Below are 17554 nucleotides of genomic sequence, written 5' to 3'. Positions count from 1 at the left end.
AGGCTGTTTCGATGACGTTTGAAACCATTTTGTTGGAAGTGCGCGACCGGGTCGGCCTGATCACCCTCAACCGCCCACAGGCGCTCAACGCCCTGAACGCGCAGTTGATCGGCGAACTGAACCAGGCACTCGATACCCTGGAAGCCGACAGCAATATCGGCTGTATCGTCCTGACGGGCTCGGCCAAGGCCTTCGCGGCCGGTGCCGACATCAAGGAGATGGCCGAGCTGACCTACCCGCAGATCTACCTGGACGACCTGTTCAGCGACAGCGACCGGGTCGCCAACCGACGTAAGCCCATCATCGCTGCGGTCTCCGGCTTCGCCCTGGGTGGCGGCTGCGAACTGGCACTGATGTGCGACTTCATCCTGGCGGCGGACAACGCCCGCTTCGGCCAGCCAGAAATCAACCTCGGCGTGCTGCCGGGCATGGGCGGCACCCAGCGCCTGACCCGTGCGGTGGGCAAGGCCAAGTCCATGGAGCTGTGCCTGACCGGCCGCCTGATGGATGCCGAAGAAGCCGAGCGGGCTGGCCTGGTGGCGCGTATCGTGCCTCAGGAAAAACTGCTCGAAGAAGCCCTCGCCGTGGCGGCGAAAATCGCCAGCAAGTCCCTGCCCGTGGCGATGATGGTCAAGGAAAGCGTCAACCGCGCCTTTGAAGTGAGCCTGTCCGAAGGCGTGCGTTTCGAGCGCAGGGTGTTCCATGCGGCGTTTGCCACCCAGGACCAGAAGGAAGGGATGGCTGCCTTTGTTGCCAAGCGGGAGGCACAGTTCAAGGGGCTTTGAGCGCGTCGTGCAATTGAGGTACTGCGGCGAGATACAAGGTTACCGCCTGCTGTAGTGGATTCAGGCGTCTGATGGTTCTTTTGTAACCCTCAGGAAACACTGCATGAATTCATCTACTTTTCCGCTCAGCCAGCTGGCCCTCGGCGCATCACTGTGTGGCAGCGCAGGGCAGGCGTTTGCCTTGCGCCCCTCGTTGCAATCGACCGCCTGGCAGATGGTCATCGAGCAATGGCGCGAGCGCAAAATCGCCGAGCACCTCGATCCCTTGCAGTTGACGCTGGTCCGGCCGTTTTCGGCCACGCCCAGCGACGGCTGCCGCCTGACCAGCCTGGCGCAGGCCCTGATCGAGCGATTCTGTCAGGGCGCGACGCTCAATCTCAGCGCCGGGCAGGATTTCCTGACACTTGAGGGCGGTGCCGAATATCCTCAGGCGGTAGACGTCGACCTGCATGCCCTGGAGGAACTACTCAACGAATCCGGCCCATTGTTGATCGAGCAGTACAAGCAGCAACTGGCGACGTTCTGGTCCGATGGCCCAGCCAATGACAGTGGCCGCTGGCAGTGGTTTGCCGAGCACTTGCGCGGGCAATTGCAGGCTGCGGGAGAGTTGGCCTACCGAGCCGGCGAACTGGATATGCTGGAGGCGGCGACAGCCCATGTCGTCGCGCTTTACCCCTCTGCCGAGCAACGCCGGCACGCTTCGAATCTGGCGAACATCCGGGTGTTTGTGCTGAACATGGATCTGATGGCCAGCCAGCGGCTGGACCCGGAACTGTCCAGTGCCGTGCTGATCGAGCGACACATAACGGAGCAGCAGCGTGATGTGGTGCTGCTGTTCACCCTGGCCGGTGGCGTGTCTCGCTTCGATTCGCGCCAGGCGCTCGTCAGCGCACTGGCCAATGCCTGGACTGCCAAACAACAGCTCAGCACGTTCGAACTGAATCTGTATGAGCCGAGCAATTCGATATTCGAGGCCCAGGCGCTGATGCTGTTCGAGCAGCAGTTGCGCCTGATCGATGCTGCAGCGGCGGCCCCATCGGTGCCGCTGGATCTGGTGGCGCAGGTCGACCAGGCGACGTCGATGCTTGACATCTGCAGCTTGTCGGAGCGCCAGAAGCTCTTGCAGATCCAGAACTTGATGCCGCAGTGGTTGCTGGGGGCCAGCAGTGAAAACAGCCGGCTTTACACCGATGGGTTGCTGAAGCTGGCAATGCTGCAAAACCAGCCCGACACTGCCTCGTTTCTGGAGGGCATCCCTTTGATTTCCGACTACGCCTCCCAGGCTTTGCAGGCGGCGATAGCGCAGGATCACCCACAGGCAGAGCCACTGGACGTCGGTACGATTGAGATCGTCAACGGCAAGGTGACAGCGGCAGCGGTGGCTACCGGCGGCCAGATAGCCACCCAGGGCACGGTCGAAAACATTGTGTTTACATTGCCGCAATTGGCCCTGGAAAATCTCAATGCGCTGCGGGCCGGCAGTATCACGCTTAGACGCCGCGACGGTCAGCCGCTGCCGGGCTGGCTGACAGAGGACTATGTCAAGACCCTGATCACGCGCCTGGATATCGGCCGGGTGTATCCCGACCTGCTCCAGCGGAACCTGCTCGATGATCCGGCGCAGGCCCTGCGGCGGGAAAAGGTGTTCGCTGCGCAGCTGCGCCTGCAGTTGCCCTTGCTGGCACTGGAAAAACACTTGCAGGGGATTGAGGGCATCAGCGCCCAGGGCGTCAGAATGGTCTCTTCGCTGTTTATGAGTCCCACTCAGGGCCCGCCCATCAGCGATCAGAGCGTCTTGAGGCCGTTGGCCTTCAAACGCCAGCCTGACGCCGTGGCCGATGTGGCCCGCAACGTCTACTTGATCGAACCGCGCGACACCCATCAGGGTCCTTGTATCCTTTACCGGCCCTTGCATCGCCAGTCGTTGCGCGAATTCGGCTCGCGCCAGGCATTGTTCGAAGCGCTCAGCGAACCCGGTGTTTTACAGAACGATCTGCTTGACAGTCTTGAGGAAGGCGTACGGCCGGTGTATGCGCGCGGCGGCTTTCTGCAGCCGCATACCGTGCGCTTCGGCCTGGGCGCGGAGTTCGCGCCCATCCGGATACCACCGCCGGCCCAACTCGATACAGCACAGGTGCAAGGTGACCTGCTGCACGCTATCTATACCTGCAGCGCCCGCGAGCTGGTTGCACGGGCCCAGGCGCAATCGGTGTCCAACAGCGAGAATCGCTGGATATCCTATAAGGAGTTGGGATGGCTGATGTTCAATATGCTGTTGCCGCTGTTCAGTGGGCCGGTCGCAACCTCCGGCTGGATGCTGCAACTGTTTGACCAGTTGCAGAGCACCTTGCAGTCATCTCGGGGCGATGAAGCCTCGGCGACCAATGATCTTGCCGAGCTGCTGTTCAACCTGACGCTGATCATGTTCATCATCAACGCCGAGTCCGACCTGCCGAAGATCGGCCAGGCAAGGCCATCGCAGCCCCAGACCGCACACGTACCCAAAGGGGTCCAGGTTATCGAGCAGCCAATAACCTCACCGTCGGGACTTGCACTGGCGAACCTGAATTTCAGCTGGGCCAACCCGCGCAATCACCTGAGCGCAGCGCAACGCGTGGTCCTGAACCGCTTCAAGGTAGAACGGCCCGCAGCCGAGCTAGGCCAACCGGTGCTCCATGGCAGCTTGCAGGGGCTGTATTTGCACGAGCAACAACTGTGGACGGTCATCGACGATGCGGTGTACCGGGTTGGTTTCGACGGAGCGGCGGTGCGGGTTGTCGACAGCAACGATCCCGAGCATCCGGGGCCCTGGCTCAAGCGCTCGGGCAATGGCCTTTGGCAGTTTGATCTGGACCTGAAGCTGCGCGGCGGCATGCCCCTGGGGCGGCGCATCGCTGAAATGCGCCAGGCCAATCAACAGCGGGTACAGAACCTGGAGGCCGCGTTACAGGCGTATTTGCCACAGCGCCTGGAAATGACGCTGAGCATACGCCGCGAGCTCGATGAGATCGTCGCCCAGGGCAACGACCCCGCCGCCGATCTGATGGCGCGTTTTGGCAGCGATTTGCGCGCGCACTATGCTGCCATGACCCAGGCGCACGAAAACTACAAGGCCTTGAACGCGCTCAAGTCGCAAGCGGACTTCAAGAAAGTCCACGCCCGCTACCTGGCTGATCGGGCAAGCGCTCTGGTCCAACTGAACTATGCATTGCGCTGCGATTACCTGGATGTGAAAAAAGAAATCAAGACGCTTGCCAGCCCAGAAGGCGAGGATCGCATAAGGGAGTTGGTCACCAATCCAGGTAACGATCAGTACAAACGCTTTTTCGAGGCCTTCGAGCGTGCCAGAGGTATGGTCGATGAATTGATTGTCCGGTTCGAAACAATGCTCGCCCTCACCCGGGAGTTGCGCCAGACCCCGCCGCTGGGGGCCGATCTGGCTGCAAAGGTCGAGGCGTTGCAGCACCGCGAACCGCCGCTGAAGGCCTGGCGTTCGACGGAAATTCATCTGTACGGCGCGTTGTTGCTTCATGGCACTGGGGGGCGGTCAGCGCCGGCATTGGTCAGCGTTATCGAATCGGCTCGGCTGGGCCTGCAAATGGAAGTGGCACTGGAGCAGAACCCGGAGTTCACTGAACGTGAGCGCGTGCAAATCCTGGACAGCAGCCTGCGTAGACTCACCATTGCCCAGGAGGGTCTGGAGAACTACAAGCGGTTTGCCCAGGATGCCAAAAGCCGGCCCTTGTATCAGCACCTGGCCCAGGTCCTGGCCAAAATACGCAGCGAAACGGAAGCGGAACTGGCCAGGCATATTCGTGGACTGCCGCAGCACTCCAGTAGCGTGCTACCTGCCAACCGCACGCAAACTCTGATCAAAACCCGCAATCGGGGCATGGTGATCGGCCAGCGGCGCGGTCGGGCCGAAAGCGGCCAGGGCGATATGGTCGTGGTGGTCGATCCGATTGAAGGCCAGGATCTGGCGCGTTTCGAAGAAAACCCCAGTGATTCTGTCTGGGAGCCGGTCGCGCAGGCGCCCAGGACCATCGCCGCCGACACCTCCTTGAGTCTCAAGGCATTGCTCGAGCGCTCCATAAGGCTGCTGACAGACGCCGATCAGCAGATTCAAACGGCGCGAGCGCAGGCACGCACCGCGAACATACCGGTGGAAATGGAGGAAATTTTGACGCTGCAGGCCCGGCCACTGGATGAAATGGTCCAGCAGATCGAGGGAGCGCTGACCCGCACCAACGCTACCGACAAGGCAACTCCCGGGGGCGATGCTGCCCTGCAGGCCAAGGCGCTAACTGACAAGGCCGCGGAAATGCGAGAGGAGGGCCGGCGCCTGCGTATCGCCATCATCAAGGCACAACCGCCCACCGCCAGCCGCATCGACTACCTCAAGGGGCAGGGTGAGGTGACCATCGCCAGCGTCGCCGAGCGCACGGCCACGGCGCGTCAAAAGGGCAAGCCGCAGGATTACCTGCAGGAGTATGTGATCAAGGACAAGGCCGGCAAGCCGCTGTGGTATGCCCACTTTCACTACCCGGCGATCGACGCCCAGGCCATGAACTTCACGGCGGCGCACCTGAAAACCGTGGCGCAGCGATTCGACGGCGGCCAACAAGTGCAGGGGCGTGATAACCGAACGGTGATTTCCGTCTATCGTAGCCAGATCGACACGGCGCAGGCTCGGGCATTGTTCATTGAGCCGGCCAGCTGAATCAGGGCCAGGCTGCTGATGACCTTGCCTGCCAGTGCGGCAGTCCCCCCAAAAAACCGAGCGCAGGGATTTGTGGGCAGATCCTGCCCACAATATCGAGTCAGAAGATCAGGGCTCAATCACAGGCAGAGCAAGGGATAAAAAGCTCCTCCTTCATTTTTAACAGTGACGCTCTGCGTGGGGTTCTCCCTGCCGTTGTTGCACAACATGTTCTGGGTCAACCTGGCCAAAACGCATTGTTACATATGCCCCAGCAGCGCTTTATTACCTGCTTTAGAGCCTTTGCGGGGATTTGTCCGACAAAATCCCTGTCTTTTCAGTTGCTGCGTATCAAAGTCGGCCTTAGACTGCCGCCCCCTGTAAATTGAGTGCCGGATGGTGCTTGAAGAATTCCGCGCCTGGCGAGATGATCGCGAGGCGCAGCCGATTCGCCTTAGATGCACGTATTTTTTATAGAGAAATCAATGACAAAGGAAAAGTTGCTGGCGATGCCGGCCGATGACTACATGAATGCTGAGCAACTGGCTTTCTTCACCGAGCTGTTGAAGGCCATGAAGATCGAAACCCAGGAGCGTATCGAGCAAAGCCGTGTAGCCATCGAAAGCCTGGACACGCCTGCCGATCCTGCCGACGCCGCATCGGTTGAAGAAGAGCGCCACTGGCTGGTCAATGTGATCGATCGCGATCAGCGCCTGCTGCCGCAGCTGGAACAGGCCCTGGGCCGTATTGCCGATGACAGCTTCGGCTGGTGCGATGACAGCGGCGAGCCAATCGGCCTCAAGCGCCTGCTGATCAGCCCGACCACCAAGTACTGCATCGAAGCGCAAGAGCGTCACGAGCAGATCGACAAGCACCAGCGCCAGGCCTGACCTGCGCTGTGTCGAGCAAGGCCCTGAGGTTTACCTCCGGGCCTTTTTGCGTTTGTGCCGAGCCACCAGGGCCGCCGCGCCTGGCCGTCTGATTACGGATGCAGGGCTTCGTTCAGTTCATCGAAGACTTCAGCCCATTCGGCGTCGTTGATGAGCTCCTCCTTCAGGAATTTTTTTTGTTGCTCTGTCCAGAAGGGCGCCTCGGAGAGCTTTACGTTCTTGTCCAGACGATGCTGGGCAATGAACTCGTCGATGCTGGCCTGATCCGACGCAAGGCCCAGTTGCTCGAACAGCATGCTCAGGGTTGGGGTCTGCAGTTCCATATCAGCTCCTTGGCAGCACAGGCTGCCGGCGATTGAATGTCGTACAGTATCTGAGGCAGGAAGCGGACCGGAGTTCGCTTCTGCATCGCCCTTTGATGCGCACTCACGCATCAATTACAGTATTCAAGTCTGCGCGCCAGGGCGCAGGCATCGTCGTGATTGCGTCGAAAACCCTTGACCCGACCGGTGGCCTGGTCAGTGATGTGAAAAAAGCCTACACCTGCCGGGACGACTTTGAAACGTGGCAGGAGTGTCTGGCCCCGATCAGCCAGCAGCGGGTAAAGTGCGCTATTGAATCCGACCTGTGGCGAAGTGGCATTCGCGATAGGGGCTCGACGGGTTTCTGTGTTTTCGTGCATATTCGTTTCCTTACGTGCAAGTTGGCAGTATAGAGTGTGCCCCCCGGCTATGGGCGGCAGGTGTCAAGGTTGATCGGCCAGTCCGGAACCATTCGTTCAGCTATCGCATTTTTCATGCTGTTTTGCTGTCAGAAAAATCGACGATCAATGACGACTTCTGCCGAATTTCCTTCGTATGGCGTTCGCCGACAAAGGAATGCGTGTTTTCCCTCAAGGCTGGATGCCTGTCGGTCGTGACTTGGCGTGTTCATGTCCACTAGTCTCAGCTGACTCCGAATTGAGGTGCCCGTCATACATCGGTGCCTGTCCGTGTTCGTTCCGGCCAGGCCGTCGGGGTCGTGAGGTTTGCTTCGCACAGCCGTTTTTTTCAGCGGTCGTCAGCGTGCGGGTTTGTTCTTAGTTGCTGCCCGGGTTGCCTGGGGCAGTTATTTTTCTGTATTGAGGATTTTTCATTGGCAGTCAGTAATCTCGATATGCACGCCTTGTTCGTGCTGGGCGATCTTAGGGCCAAACTGGTCAAACAGTTTCAATCGCGTTTTGTATATGTCACGGAACAAAGTGCCGAAGGCATCTACATGGCCGAAATCGATACCGAGGCCGCGCTGGTAGTCGACGACAAGCCGCGTCTGGAGTTGAAAGTCGGTGACCACTTCCGCGCCGCTGTGTTGCCAAGCCGCGAAGGCGGCAAGATGGAAATCAAGTTTCGCGAGATCAAGTTGACGGTCTATGGCCTGGGCGACTATGCCTTCGTCACTACTGCAGACGGGCATGGCATCCTGTTCAAGGAAGGGCATAGCGTGGTGCTGGTCTTCGCGGCCAACCATCAATTGCAGGAAGGGCTGACCAAGACGTTGAAAGCCGTCACCGCCAAGGCCGCCAAATGGCGCAAGGGTGAGTTGACCTTCAAGGCCAGCGAGTAATCTTCCGGGCTTGCAAGCGATTCGATACCGCTACCACTCGAATGAAGGAACCTCGGCTACAGTCAGTTGACTGAAGATATGCCAGTACGAGGTCGGCAGCCCTGACGCCATTCGAGGTACACGAGCATGCGAGCAATACGCGCGCTGTTGGCCAGCGCCCTGACCGGCCTGAGCCTGACATTGGCCACTGCGACTGCCCCGTTGCAGGCCGCCGAGGCGCCCATTCATTTTGCCGACCTGAACTGGGAAAGCGGCAGCCTGATTACCGGCATCCTGCGCCACATCGTCGAGAAGGGGTACGGGTTACCCACCGACATGCTGCCAGGCACCACGATCACCCTGGAAACGGCACTGGCCAAGAATGACATCCAGGTGATCGGCGAAGAATGGGCCGGGCGCAGTCCGGTCTGGGTCAAGGCCGAAGCCGAGGGCAAGGTGGTCAGCCTCGGCGATACGGTCAAGGGCGCTACCGAGGGCTGGTGGGTGCCGGAGTACGTGGTCAAGGGCGATCCGGCCCGCGGGATCGAGCCGCTGGCCCCGGAGCTGCGCAGCGTCAGCGACCTGCCGCGCTACAAGGAGGTCTTCAAGGATCCCGAAGCCCCCGGCAAGGGTCGCTTTCTCAACAGCCCGATCGGCTGGACCTCGGAAATCGTCAACGCGCAGAAACTCAAGGCTTATGGCCTGAGCGACAGCTACGTGAATTTTCGCAGCGGCTCGGGCGCAGCCCTGGATGCCGAGATCAACTCTTCGATCCAGCGCGGCAAGCCGGTGTTGTTCTATTACTGGTCACCGACACCTTTGCTGGGCAAGCACAAGTTGATCCAGCTCGAGGAGCCGCCGTTCGATGCCAAGGCCTGGGAAACCCTGACCGACCCTGCCAATCCCAATCCCCAGCCGACCCGATCGCTGCCGTCCAAACTGTCGATCGGCGTCTCGACGCCGTTTCAGAAGCAGTATCCCGAGGTCGCGGCATTCTTCGCCAGGGTCGATATCCCGATCGAACCGCTGAACAAGGCCCTGGCGCAGATGAGCGAGAAACATCAGGACCCGCGCCAGGCCAGCGAAGACTTCCTCAAGGCGCATCCGGACATCTGGCAGCCCTGGTTGCCCGAGGACATCGCCGCACGCGTGAGTGCCAGCCTGAAATAGCCGCCCTAGCTGCCGCTGTCGCTGCGGCGGCTGCTGACTTCGGCCGGTACCGGGTCACCGGCCATGCGCTTGCGAAACAAGGCCGCCCGCGCCAGCAGCAGTGTGGTCACCGGCATGGTGATCGACAGCAGAATCGGGATCAGCCAGGCATGCAGCACCGGCCCCTCCTTGAGCACCGAAAAATACACAATCGATGCCAGTGCCACGCACCAGGCGCCCAGGGTCGAGGCCAGGGCGGGCGGGTGCATGCGCTGGAAGAAGTCTTTCATGCGCCACAGGCCCAGCGCGCCGGTGAGGGCGAACAGGCTGCTGCTCAGCAGCAGGGCGGCGGTGAGCAGTTCGACCCAGAACGGCAGTTCAATGTACTCGGTCATTCGATCACCTCGCCACGCAACAGGAACTTCGCCAGGGCGAAGGAGCCGACGAAACCGAACAGGGCAATCAGCAAGGCGGCTTCGAAGTAGGTATCACTGGCATAGCGAATGCCCAGTACCAGCATCACCAACATCGCCAGGATGTACAGATAGTCCAGGGCCAGTACCCGGTCCTGGGCCGAGGGGCCCTTGAACAGGCGGATCAGGGTCATGAGCATGGCCACGGCGAAAATGAACAGGCTGAGCACGATGGTGTTGGCGAGCAGGCCACTCATTCGAAGATCTCCATCAGCGGGCGTTCGTAGGTGGTCTTGAAGTGTTCGATAAACTGCGCCTCATCGACCAGGTCGAAGACATGCATCAGCAGGATGCTGCGATCCAGGGCCAGTTCCGACCAGACTGTGCCGGGAATCACTGTGGTGATCATCGACAGCGCTGCCAGCCCGTTGGCATTGCGCAAGTCCAGCGGGATCTTGACGAACGCCGAGTGCGGCGGCCGCCGCCTGGCAGTCCAGACGGCGCGGGCGACTTGCAGATTGGACACCAGTACGTCCATGCCGACGCGCAGGACCAGGCGAACGATCACGCCAGGGTGGCGCAGGCGAACCGGCAGGGGCCGCAACGGCGCCATCAAAACAGGGGCGAGCACGCCAAGGACGGCGCCGAGCAGCAGGTTGCCCGGGCTCAGCGACAGGTTCAACAGCAACCACAATCCCCACAATGCCAGCGACAGCCAGGGTGCTGGAAACAGACGCCTCATGGTTGCACCTCCACACCGGCCTGATGGGCGACGGGGCCGGGCACCGGGCGAGTGCCCAGCACAGCGCTGACGTATTGTTGCGGGTCGGCGAGACCGGCGGCGGTGTCGTTGGTATAGCGCAGCAGCGGCTCGGCGCGCACGGTCAGCAGCACGCAGAGGCCGATCAGGGCAACGATAGGCACGCACTCGTAGCGACGCAGCAGCGGCGAGGGCCGGTCCTGCGGAGTCCAGAAGCGCTGGATACCGACCCGGGCCATGGCGAACAAGGACGCAAGCCCGGACAGGATCAGCAGTGTCACCAGCAGCCAGCCCGCCAGTGAAAGTGGCTGCCGGGGCGTGATGCCAAGCCCTTGCGGGTTGAACAGCGCGCTGATCAGGCTCAGCTTGCCGATGAAACCCGACAAGGGCGGCATGCCGACGATCAGCAGGGCGCAGGCGATGAAGCTCAGGCCCAGGAACGCCATGGTCCAGGGAATCACCTGGCCGACCACGGCCTTCTGTTCATCGTCCAGGTTGATGCCCCTGGGTGGGTGCAAGGATTCGAGCGGTGGTGGCAGTAGATCGGTGTCGTCGTCCAACGGCAGTTCGTTCACCGAGCGCGAGCGCTCGATCAGCTCGGCAAGCAGGAACAAGGCGCACAGGGCCAGGGTCGAGCTGACCAGGTAGAACAGTGCACCGGCCGTCAGCGCGGCCTGGCCGAAGCCGATGGCGGCCAGCAGGATGCCGGCCGATACCAGGATGCTCAGGCTGGCCATGCGCTCCAGGCGCTGGGCCTTGATGATTGACAGCGCCGCGCAGGCGATGGTCGCCAGCCCTCCGTAGATCAGCCAGTCGCCGCCGAAGAAGGCCGAGGCGCCGGCCTGGTCGGAAAACAGCAGGGTCCACAGGCGCAACAGGGTATAGACGCCGACCTTGGTCATGATTGCGAACATGGCCGCCACCGGTGCGCTGGCCGAACTGTAGGCCGGCACCAGCCAGAAGTTCAGCGGCCACATGCCGGCCTTGGCCAGGAACGCCGTGGCCAGAATCGCAGCGCCGGCATGCAGCAGGCCGCGATCGGCCTCCGGTACCAGCGGGATCTTCAGGGCCAGGTCGGCCATGTTCAGGGTGCCGGTCACGCCGTAGATCATCGCCGCGCCGATCAGAAACAGCGAAGAGGCCAGCAGGTTTATCGCGATATAGTGCAGCCCCGCCGAGACCCGGGCGCGGCCCGAACCATGCAGGATCAGGCCATAGGACGCAGCCAGCAGTACTTCGAAGAAGACGAAGAGGTTAAACAGGTCCGCCGTCAGGAAGGCGCCGTACAGGCCCATCAGCTGGATCTGGAACAAGGCATGAAAGCTGGCCCCGGCCCGGTCCCAGCGCGCCATGGCGAACAGCAGGGCGCTGACACCGACGATGCCGGTCAGCACCAGCATCAACGCCGCCAGACGATCGACCACCAGCACGATGCCGAACGGCGCAGGCCAGTTGCCCGGCAGGTACACACCGATGGAGCTGGCCTGGCCCTGCTCCTGGACCCACAGCAGCAACAGAATCGAGATGCCCAGCCCGAGCAGGCTGGAGGTCAGGTTGATGCGTGCCTTGAGCGGGCGGTGCTTCTCGCCGAGCAGCAGCATCAGCGACGCCGTCAGCAGGGGCAGCAGGATGGGCGCGATGATCAGGTTCGGCATCCAGCTCATTCTTTAGGCTCCCGGCCATCCACGTGGTCGGTCCCGGTCAGGCCGCGCGAGGCCAGCAACACCACCAGGAACAGGGCGGTCATGGCGAAGCTGATGACAATCGCCGTGAGTACCAAGGCCTGGGGCAGCGGGTCGGTGTAGTGCAGCAGGTCTTGCGGCACGCCGTCCTTGATGATTGGCTCCTTGCCGATGAACAGGCTGCCCATGCTGAAGATGAACAGGTTGACGCCGTAGGACAGCAGGCACAGGCCCATGACCACCTGAAAGGTCCGTGGCCGCAGGATCAACCAGACGCCCGAAGCCGCCAGGACGCCAATGGCAATTGCGATGACTTCTTCCATCAGGCAATGGCTCCTTGGGGTGCAATGGATTTGGCTACGCTGCTCGGCCGATGACTGCGCACCGACTGGTGCGCCAGCGCGGTGAGAATCAGCAGGGTCGAGCCGACCACCACCGTGAACACGCCAATGTCGAAGAACAATGCGCTGGCGATGTGGAAATCGCCCAGCAGCGGCAGGTGCAGGTGTGCGGTATGGGTGGTCAGGAAGGGGTAGCCGAAGAATAGCGCGCCGACCCCGGTCAGGGTCGCGAACAGCAGGCCCATGCCCATCCAGCGCAGCGGGCGCAGGCTCATCTGGGCTTCGACCCACTGGGTGCCGGCCACCATGTACTGGAGGATGAACGCCACCGACATCACCAGCCCGGCAACGAAACCGCCGCCCGGCTGGTTGTGGCCGCGCATGAACAGGTACATCGAGACCACCAGGGCCACCGGCGCCAGCAGGCGCACCAGCACCGCCGGGACCATCATGAAGCCCAGCGCGGTGTCGCTGGCGCTGCGCGGGTTGACCAGGTCGGTGACCACGTCCGGCGCCAGCAGGCGTTGCTGGGCCGGCAGCTGGATGCTTTCCTTGGGTGGGCGGAAGCGCCGCAGCAGGGCGAACACCGCCAGCGCGACCGCGGCCAGCACGGTGACCTCGCCCAGGGTGTCGAAGCCGCGGAAGTCCACCAGCATCACATTGACCACGTTGCTGCCACCCCCTTCGGGCAAGGCGCGGCTGAGGTAGAACGAGGAAATGTCGTTGGGCGTCGGACGGGTCAGCATGGCATACGAAAGCAGCGCCATGCCGCCGCCGACCAGGATCGACAGCAGCAGGTCGCGAACCCGGCGAACCCGCGCCCGGCGAATGCTGCCGGGCAATGGCGAGACCTCTTCGATTCGCCGGGGCAGCCAGCGCAGGCCGAGCAGAATCAGCACGGTGGTCACCACTTCGACCACCAGTTGCGTCAGGGCGAGGTCGGGGGCCGAGAACCAGACAAAGGTGATGCAGGTCATCAGCCCGCAAACGCTGACCATGGTCAGGGCGGCCAGGCGGTGATACTTCGCCTGCCAGGCGGCGCCGAGGGCGCAGGCAATGGCAATCAGCCAAAGGATGACAAACACGCCCGAGCCCGGGATTTTCGGCCGGTCGCCCCAGCTCAGGCCGTGGGGGAGCATCGGCAGCAGGCCGGCGAGCAGGGCCATCAGTACCAGCATGAACAACTGCGCCTGCAGGCGGTGGGTGCTGACCTTGTGTTCGAGCCGGCGCGCCAGGCGCATCATCAGGATCTGGCTCTGCTCGAACAGGCGCTTGCCGTCGAGGCGGTGGACGAATGGCGGATGCGCGAAGCGTCCCGCCTTGAGCTGCTTGCGCAGCAACAGGTAGAACAGGATGCCGCCGGACATGGCGATCAGGCTCATGATCATCGGTGCGTTCCAGCCGTGCCAGATAGCCAGGCTGTACTGCGGCAGCGTACCGCCGACCACCGGCAGGGCGGCGGCAGCGAGCAGCGGGCCAACCGCCTGCGCCGGGAACATTCCCACCACCAGGCAGGCCAGCACCAGCAACTCGACCGGTGCGCGCATCCAGCGCGGTGGCTCGTGGGGCGTATGCGGCAGGTCGGTGGCCGTCGGGCCGAAAAACACGTCGACGGTGAAGCGCAGGGAGTAGGCCACGCTGAACGTCCCGGCGATGGTCGCGATGACGGGCAATGCGGCTTCGACCCAGGCCGTCGAGGAAATGAACACGGTTTCGGCGAAGAACATCTCTTTGGACAGGAAGCCGTTGAGCAGGGGGACGCCCGCCATCGAGGCACTGGCGACCATGGCCAGGGTGGCGGTGAATGGAATCAGCCGTATCAGCCCGCTGAGGCGGCGAATGTCACGGGTGCCGCTTTCGTGGTCGATGATCCCGGCGGCCATGAACAGCGAGGCCTTGAACGTGGCGTGGTTGAGGATGTGAAACACCGCGGCCACGGCCGCCAGCGGGCTGTTCAGGCCCAGCAGCAGGGTGATCAGGCCCAGGTGGCTGATGGTCGAGTAGGCCAGCAAGCCCTTGAGGTCGTTCTGGAACATGGCGGCATAGGCGCCCAACAGCAGGGTGCAGGCCCCGGCGCCGCCGACTATCCAGAACCATTCTTCACTGCCTGACAGCGATGGCCACAAGCGCGCCAGCAAGAACACCCCGGCCTTGACCATGGTGGCCGAGTGCAGATAGGCCGAGACCGGCGTCGGAGCAGCCATGGCGTGGGGCAGCCAGAAGTGGAAGGGGAATTGCGCGCTCTTGGTCAGTGCACCGATCAGGATCAGGGGCAGCAGCACCGGGTACAGGGCATGGGCACGGATCAGGTCGCCGGCCGCGAGCACCTTGTCCAGGTCATAGCTGCCGACCACATGGCCAAGCAGCAATACCCCCGCCAGCAGGCACAAGCCGCCGGCACCCGTGACCATCAAGGCCATGTAGGCGCCACGCCGGGCGTCGGCGCGGTGGTGCCAGTAACCGATCAGCAGAAAGGAAAACAGGCTGGTGAGTTCCCAGAAGAACACCATCTGGATCAGGTTGCCGGAGATCACCAGGCCGAGCATGGCGCCCATGAAGGCCAGGAAAAAGGCGAAAAAGCGCGGCACCGGGTCGTCCGGCGACATGTAGTAGCGCGCATACAACGACACCAGCGTACCGATGCCCAGCACCAGCATGGAGAACAGCCAGGCAAAGCCGTCCATGCGCAGGACCAGGTTCAGGCCCAGGCTCGGCAGCCAGAAATATTCTTCGCGAATCACCCCGCCATTGGCGATCTGCGGGTAGAGCAGGGCGACTGAAACCGTGCCGAGCAATGCGATCAGGCCGGCCAGGAGGGATTCACTGTTCCGCGCGTTGTGCGGCAGCACGGCCGCAAGACAGCTGCCGACAAAGGGCAGAAGCAGTAGAACTATCAATGACATAGATTTCTAATCTGCAGGAATTTGTAACAGATCATACGTGTCGGTCCTTCGATCACCAAGGCACAAGCTGTGCCAAGATCCTACAACACGCCTACATCAAGCAGATTTTTTATGACATTTTTTTGCGGGCGCTATGCGCCCGAATCGCTGGCAAGCCAGCTCCCACAAGTTATCAGCACAGCCATAAATTTTGTGAACACAGCTGATCCCTGTGGGAGCTGGCTTGCCAGCGATAGGGCCCTGACAGGCAATATTGACTTGGAAACTTAACCCACCCGCTTAACCACCAACGTCAAAATGTCATAACTGGCCACCAACTCACCCAACTGGTTGGCCACCTCGACATCCCACGCCACCACCCCTTGCGGGATGCCCTGGGGGCTCTTCTTGCCCTGGTCGATCTTGCGCTTGCAGGTCAGGCGCGCCTGGATGGTGTCACCGATGCCCACCGGATTGATGAACCGCAGGGTATCGAGCCCATAGTTGGCCAGCACCGGGCCGGGCGCAGGGGATACGAACAGGCCGGCCGCCGCCGACAATACGAAGTAACCGTGGGCGATACGCTTGCCAAACTGCGACTCCTTGGCGGCGATTTCGTCGAAGTGCATATAGAAGTGGTCGCCCGACAGGCAGCCGAAGTTGACCAGGTCGGCTTCGGTGACCGTGCGTCGGTGGGTCAACAGGGATTCGCTGATCTGCAGGTCTTCAAAGTAACGGCGGAACGGATGCACCTCGGTTTCGATGACCTTGGCGCCGCGCACGTGTTCGCGTGTGATCGCTGCGAGCATGGTTGGCGAGCCCTGGATGGCGGCGCGTTGCAGGTAATGCTTGACCGCGCGCAGCCCGCCCAGCTCTTCGCCACCGCCGGCGCGGCCGGGGCCGCCGTGCTTGAGTTGCGGCAGCGGCGAGCCATGGCCGGTGGATTCGGCGGCCGCTTCGCGGTCCAGCACCAGCAGGCGGCCGTGCCAGGCGGCGGCGACCGGAATGGCCTTGGCTGCGACCTGTGGGTCTCTGGTGACCAGGCTGGCGACCAGGCTGCCCTTGCCGCGTGCAGCCAGGGCCAGGGCTTCGTCCAGGTCGTCGTAGGCCATCAGGGTGCTGACCGGGCCGAACGCTTCGATATCGTGGGCGCCGCCTTCAGCGTGGGGGTCGCGGGCTTGCAGCAGGGTCGGGGCGAAGAACGCACCTTCGGCGACACCTTCGCCGCGCGGGGCAAAGCCGTCCTGTGCGCCGAACAGCTGGTCGCAGCTTTGCAGCAGGCTGTTCAAGCGCTCGCCGACGTCGGCTTGCTGGTCATGGGAAGCCAGGGCACCCATGCGCACGCCCTCGATCGACGGATCGCCCACCACCACCTTGGCCAGGCGCTCGCGCAGGCGCGTGGCCACGGCGTCGATATGCCTGGCCGGGACGATGGCACGGCGGATGGCGGTGCATTTCTGCCCGGCCTTGGTGGTCATTTCGCGGACCACTTCCTTTATATACAGCTCGAACTCTTCATCGTCCGGCGTGACGTCCGGGCCGAGGATGGCGCAGTTCAGCGAGTCGGCTTCGGCGTTGAACGGCACCGAGTTGCGGATCAGGTTGGGGTTGACCCGCAGCTTGGCCGCGGTGTCGGCCGAACCGGTGAAGGTCACGACGTCCTGGCCTTGCAGTCGGTCGAGCAGGTCACCGGTGCTGCCGATCACCAGTTGCAGGCTGCCGGCCGGAAGCAGGCCGGATTCGTGCATCATCCGCACCACCGCTTCGGTCAAATAGCTGGTGGCGGTGGCGGGCTTGACGATGCACGGCATGCCGGCGAGGAAGCTCGGCGCGAACTTCTCCAGCATGCCCCAGATCGGGAAGTTGAAGGCGTTGATGTGCACGGCCAGGCCACCGCGTGGCACCAGGATATGGCTGCCGGCGAACTTGCCCAGTTTGCCCAGAGGGATGGCCGGGCCTTCATGGACGATGTTGCCCGATGGCAATTCCCGCGAGCCAAGGCCCGAGTAGGTGAACAGGGTGCTGTTGCCGCCCTCGATGTCGATCCAGCTGTCGGCACGGGTCGCGCCGCTGTGGTGGGAAATCGCGTAGAGCTGCTCCTTGCGCTCGGCCAGGTACAGGGCCAGTGCCTTGAGGCGGGCTGCACGCTGCTGGAAATCCATGGCCATGAGTTCGGTCAGCCCCTGTGTGCGGGCGTGCTCGACGGCTTCGGCGAAATCCGGGCGTTCTTCATGGGAGTACGCCAGGACATGGCCGTCCAGGGCACTGCGCAGGGCCTGGGCGCCTTGTTGGCCGATCCAGCGGCCAGCGATGAAACTTTGCAGCGTAGGGGCGTGAGACATCACGGTTCCTCCGGGTTGGAATAAGCGCCG

Annotated in this window: 13 protein-coding genes; 5 read left to right on the top strand and 8 right to left on the bottom strand. The window is 62.4% G+C overall.

Features of this window, described 5'->3' with window-relative positions:
- The first annotated feature begins 11 nt into the window (after nt 1-11).
- From NVV94_RS16655 to NVV94_RS16645, 3 genes are all read left to right on the top strand, one after another.
- On the top strand, nt 12-785 hold the full coding sequence (locus NVV94_RS16655; RefSeq protein ID WP_258443485.1) for an enoyl-CoA hydratase: 774 nt from the start codon (nt 12-14) through the stop codon (nt 783-785).
- A 103-nt stretch (nt 786-888) separates the two neighbouring features.
- The gene (locus tag NVV94_RS16650; protein WP_258443484.1) at nt 889-5505 is read left to right on the top strand and encodes a dermonecrotic toxin domain-containing protein; all 4617 of its coding nucleotides are present in this window, start codon (nt 889-891) and stop codon (nt 5503-5505) included.
- A gap of 464 nt (nt 5506-5969) precedes the next feature.
- Nucleotides 5970-6374, top strand: coding sequence for a TraR/DksA C4-type zinc finger protein (locus tag NVV94_RS16645; RefSeq protein WP_258443482.1), 405 nt, complete (start codon nt 5970-5972; stop codon nt 6372-6374).
- A 92-nt stretch (nt 6375-6466) separates the two neighbouring features.
- Here NVV94_RS16645 and NVV94_RS16640 read toward each other — a convergent pair whose 3' ends face one another.
- Entirely contained in the window at nt 6467-6697 is a 231-nt protein-coding gene (locus NVV94_RS16640; RefSeq protein WP_258443481.1) for a DUF2789 domain-containing protein, read from the bottom strand.
- Nucleotides 6698-7529: 832 nt separating this feature from the next.
- Here NVV94_RS16640 and NVV94_RS16635 point away from each other — a divergent pair.
- Together NVV94_RS16635 and NVV94_RS16630 are read left to right on the top strand one after the other, a co-directional pair.
- On the top strand, nt 7530-7976 hold the full coding sequence (locus tag NVV94_RS16635; protein ID WP_258447726.1) for a hypothetical protein: 447 nt from the start codon (nt 7530-7532) through the stop codon (nt 7974-7976).
- Between the two features lie 126 nt (nt 7977-8102).
- Complete coding sequence (locus tag NVV94_RS16630; RefSeq protein ID WP_258443480.1) at nt 8103-9125, top strand: ABC transporter substrate-binding protein; 1023 nt, start codon at nt 8103-8105, stop codon at nt 9123-9125.
- A 5-nt stretch (nt 9126-9130) separates the two neighbouring features.
- Here NVV94_RS16630 and NVV94_RS16625 read toward each other — a convergent pair whose 3' ends face one another.
- The 7 genes from NVV94_RS16625 to paaZ all read right to left on the bottom strand — a co-directional run bounded on the left by NVV94_RS16625 (nt 9131) and on the right by paaZ (nt 17524).
- On the bottom strand, nt 9131-9499 hold the full coding sequence (locus NVV94_RS16625; protein WP_258443479.1) for a Na+/H+ antiporter subunit G: 369 nt from the start codon (nt 9497-9499) through the stop codon (nt 9131-9133).
- Entirely contained in the window at nt 9496-9774 is a 279-nt protein-coding gene (locus tag NVV94_RS16620) for a K+/H+ antiporter subunit F (RefSeq protein ID WP_258443478.1), read from the bottom strand. Before NVV94_RS16620 ends, NVV94_RS16625 begins: the two co-directional genes overlap by 4 nt.
- Nucleotides 9771-10259 carry a Na+/H+ antiporter subunit E gene (locus NVV94_RS16615; RefSeq protein ID WP_258443477.1) on the bottom strand — a complete coding sequence of 163 codons (489 nt, stop codon included), beginning with the start codon at nt 10257-10259 and terminating at the stop codon, nt 9771-9773. Before NVV94_RS16615 ends, NVV94_RS16620 begins: the two co-directional genes overlap by 4 nt.
- Nucleotides 10256-11941 carry a monovalent cation/H+ antiporter subunit D gene (locus tag NVV94_RS16610; RefSeq protein WP_258443475.1) on the bottom strand — a complete coding sequence of 562 codons (1686 nt, stop codon included), beginning with the start codon at nt 11939-11941 and terminating at the stop codon, nt 10256-10258. The genes NVV94_RS16615 and NVV94_RS16610 overlap by 4 nt, the downstream gene beginning before the upstream one ends.
- Entirely contained in the window at nt 11938-12282 is a 345-nt protein-coding gene (locus tag NVV94_RS16605) for a Na+/H+ antiporter subunit C (RefSeq protein ID WP_007986256.1), read from the bottom strand. Before NVV94_RS16605 ends, NVV94_RS16610 begins: the two co-directional genes overlap by 4 nt.
- On the bottom strand, nt 12282-15203 hold the full coding sequence (locus NVV94_RS16600) for a monovalent cation/H+ antiporter subunit A (protein WP_258443474.1): 2922 nt from the start codon (nt 15201-15203) through the stop codon (nt 12282-12284). Before NVV94_RS16600 ends, NVV94_RS16605 begins: the two co-directional genes overlap by 1 nt.
- A 266-nt stretch (nt 15204-15469) precedes the next feature.
- Complete coding sequence (gene paaZ / locus NVV94_RS16595; protein ID WP_258443473.1) at nt 15470-17524, bottom strand: phenylacetic acid degradation bifunctional protein PaaZ; 2055 nt, start codon at nt 17522-17524, stop codon at nt 15470-15472.
- Nucleotides 17525-17554: the final 30 nt, after the last annotated feature.

Origin of the sequence: Pseudomonas sp. LS1212 (assembly GCF_024741815.1) — a bacterium.
Taxonomy (GTDB): Bacteria; Pseudomonadota; Gammaproteobacteria; order Pseudomonadales; family Pseudomonadaceae; genus Aquipseudomonas.
Note: the sequence above shows the minus strand (reverse complement) of the source record. Positions and strands in the feature narration are given on the sequence as shown.

Bases quoted from the DNA above. Each gene is read 5' to 3' on its own strand.
- NVV94_RS16655 (WP_258443485.1), top strand. From the start codon at position 12: ATGACGTTTGAAACCATTTTGTTGGAAGTGCGCGACCGGGTCGGCCTG.
- NVV94_RS16605 (WP_007986256.1), bottom strand. From the start codon at position 12,282: ATGGAAGAAGTCATCGCAATTGCCATTGGCGTCCTGGCGGCTTCGGGC.
- NVV94_RS16630 (WP_258443480.1), top strand. From the start codon at position 8,103: ATGCGAGCAATACGCGCGCTGTTGGCCAGCGCCCTGACCGGCCTGAGC.
- NVV94_RS16615 (WP_258443477.1), bottom strand. From the start codon at position 10,259: ATGAGGCGTCTGTTTCCAGCACCCTGGCTGTCGCTGGCATTGTGGGGA.
- NVV94_RS16620 (WP_258443478.1), bottom strand. From the start codon at position 9,774: ATGAGTGGCCTGCTCGCCAACACCATCGTGCTCAGCCTGTTCATTTTC.
- NVV94_RS16610 (WP_258443475.1), bottom strand. From the start codon at position 11,941: ATGAGCTGGATGCCGAACCTGATCATCGCGCCCATCCTGCTGCCCCTG.
- NVV94_RS16640 (WP_258443481.1), bottom strand. From the start codon at position 6,697: ATGGAACTGCAGACCCCAACCCTGAGCATGCTGTTCGAGCAACTGGGC.
- NVV94_RS16645 (WP_258443482.1), top strand. From the start codon at position 5,970: ATGACAAAGGAAAAGTTGCTGGCGATGCCGGCCGATGACTACATGAAT.
- NVV94_RS16635 (WP_258447726.1), top strand. From the start codon at position 7,530: ATGCACGCCTTGTTCGTGCTGGGCGATCTTAGGGCCAAACTGGTCAAA.
- NVV94_RS16650 (WP_258443484.1), top strand. From the start codon at position 889: ATGAATTCATCTACTTTTCCGCTCAGCCAGCTGGCCCTCGGCGCATCA.
- NVV94_RS16625 (WP_258443479.1), bottom strand. From the start codon at position 9,499: ATGACCGAGTACATTGAACTGCCGTTCTGGGTCGAACTGCTCACCGCC.
- NVV94_RS16600 (WP_258443474.1), bottom strand. From the start codon at position 15,203: ATGTCATTGATAGTTCTACTGCTTCTGCCCTTTGTCGGCAGCTGTCTT.
- paaZ (WP_258443473.1), bottom strand. From the start codon at position 17,524: ATGTCTCACGCCCCTACGCTGCAAAGTTTCATCGCTGGCCGCTGGATC.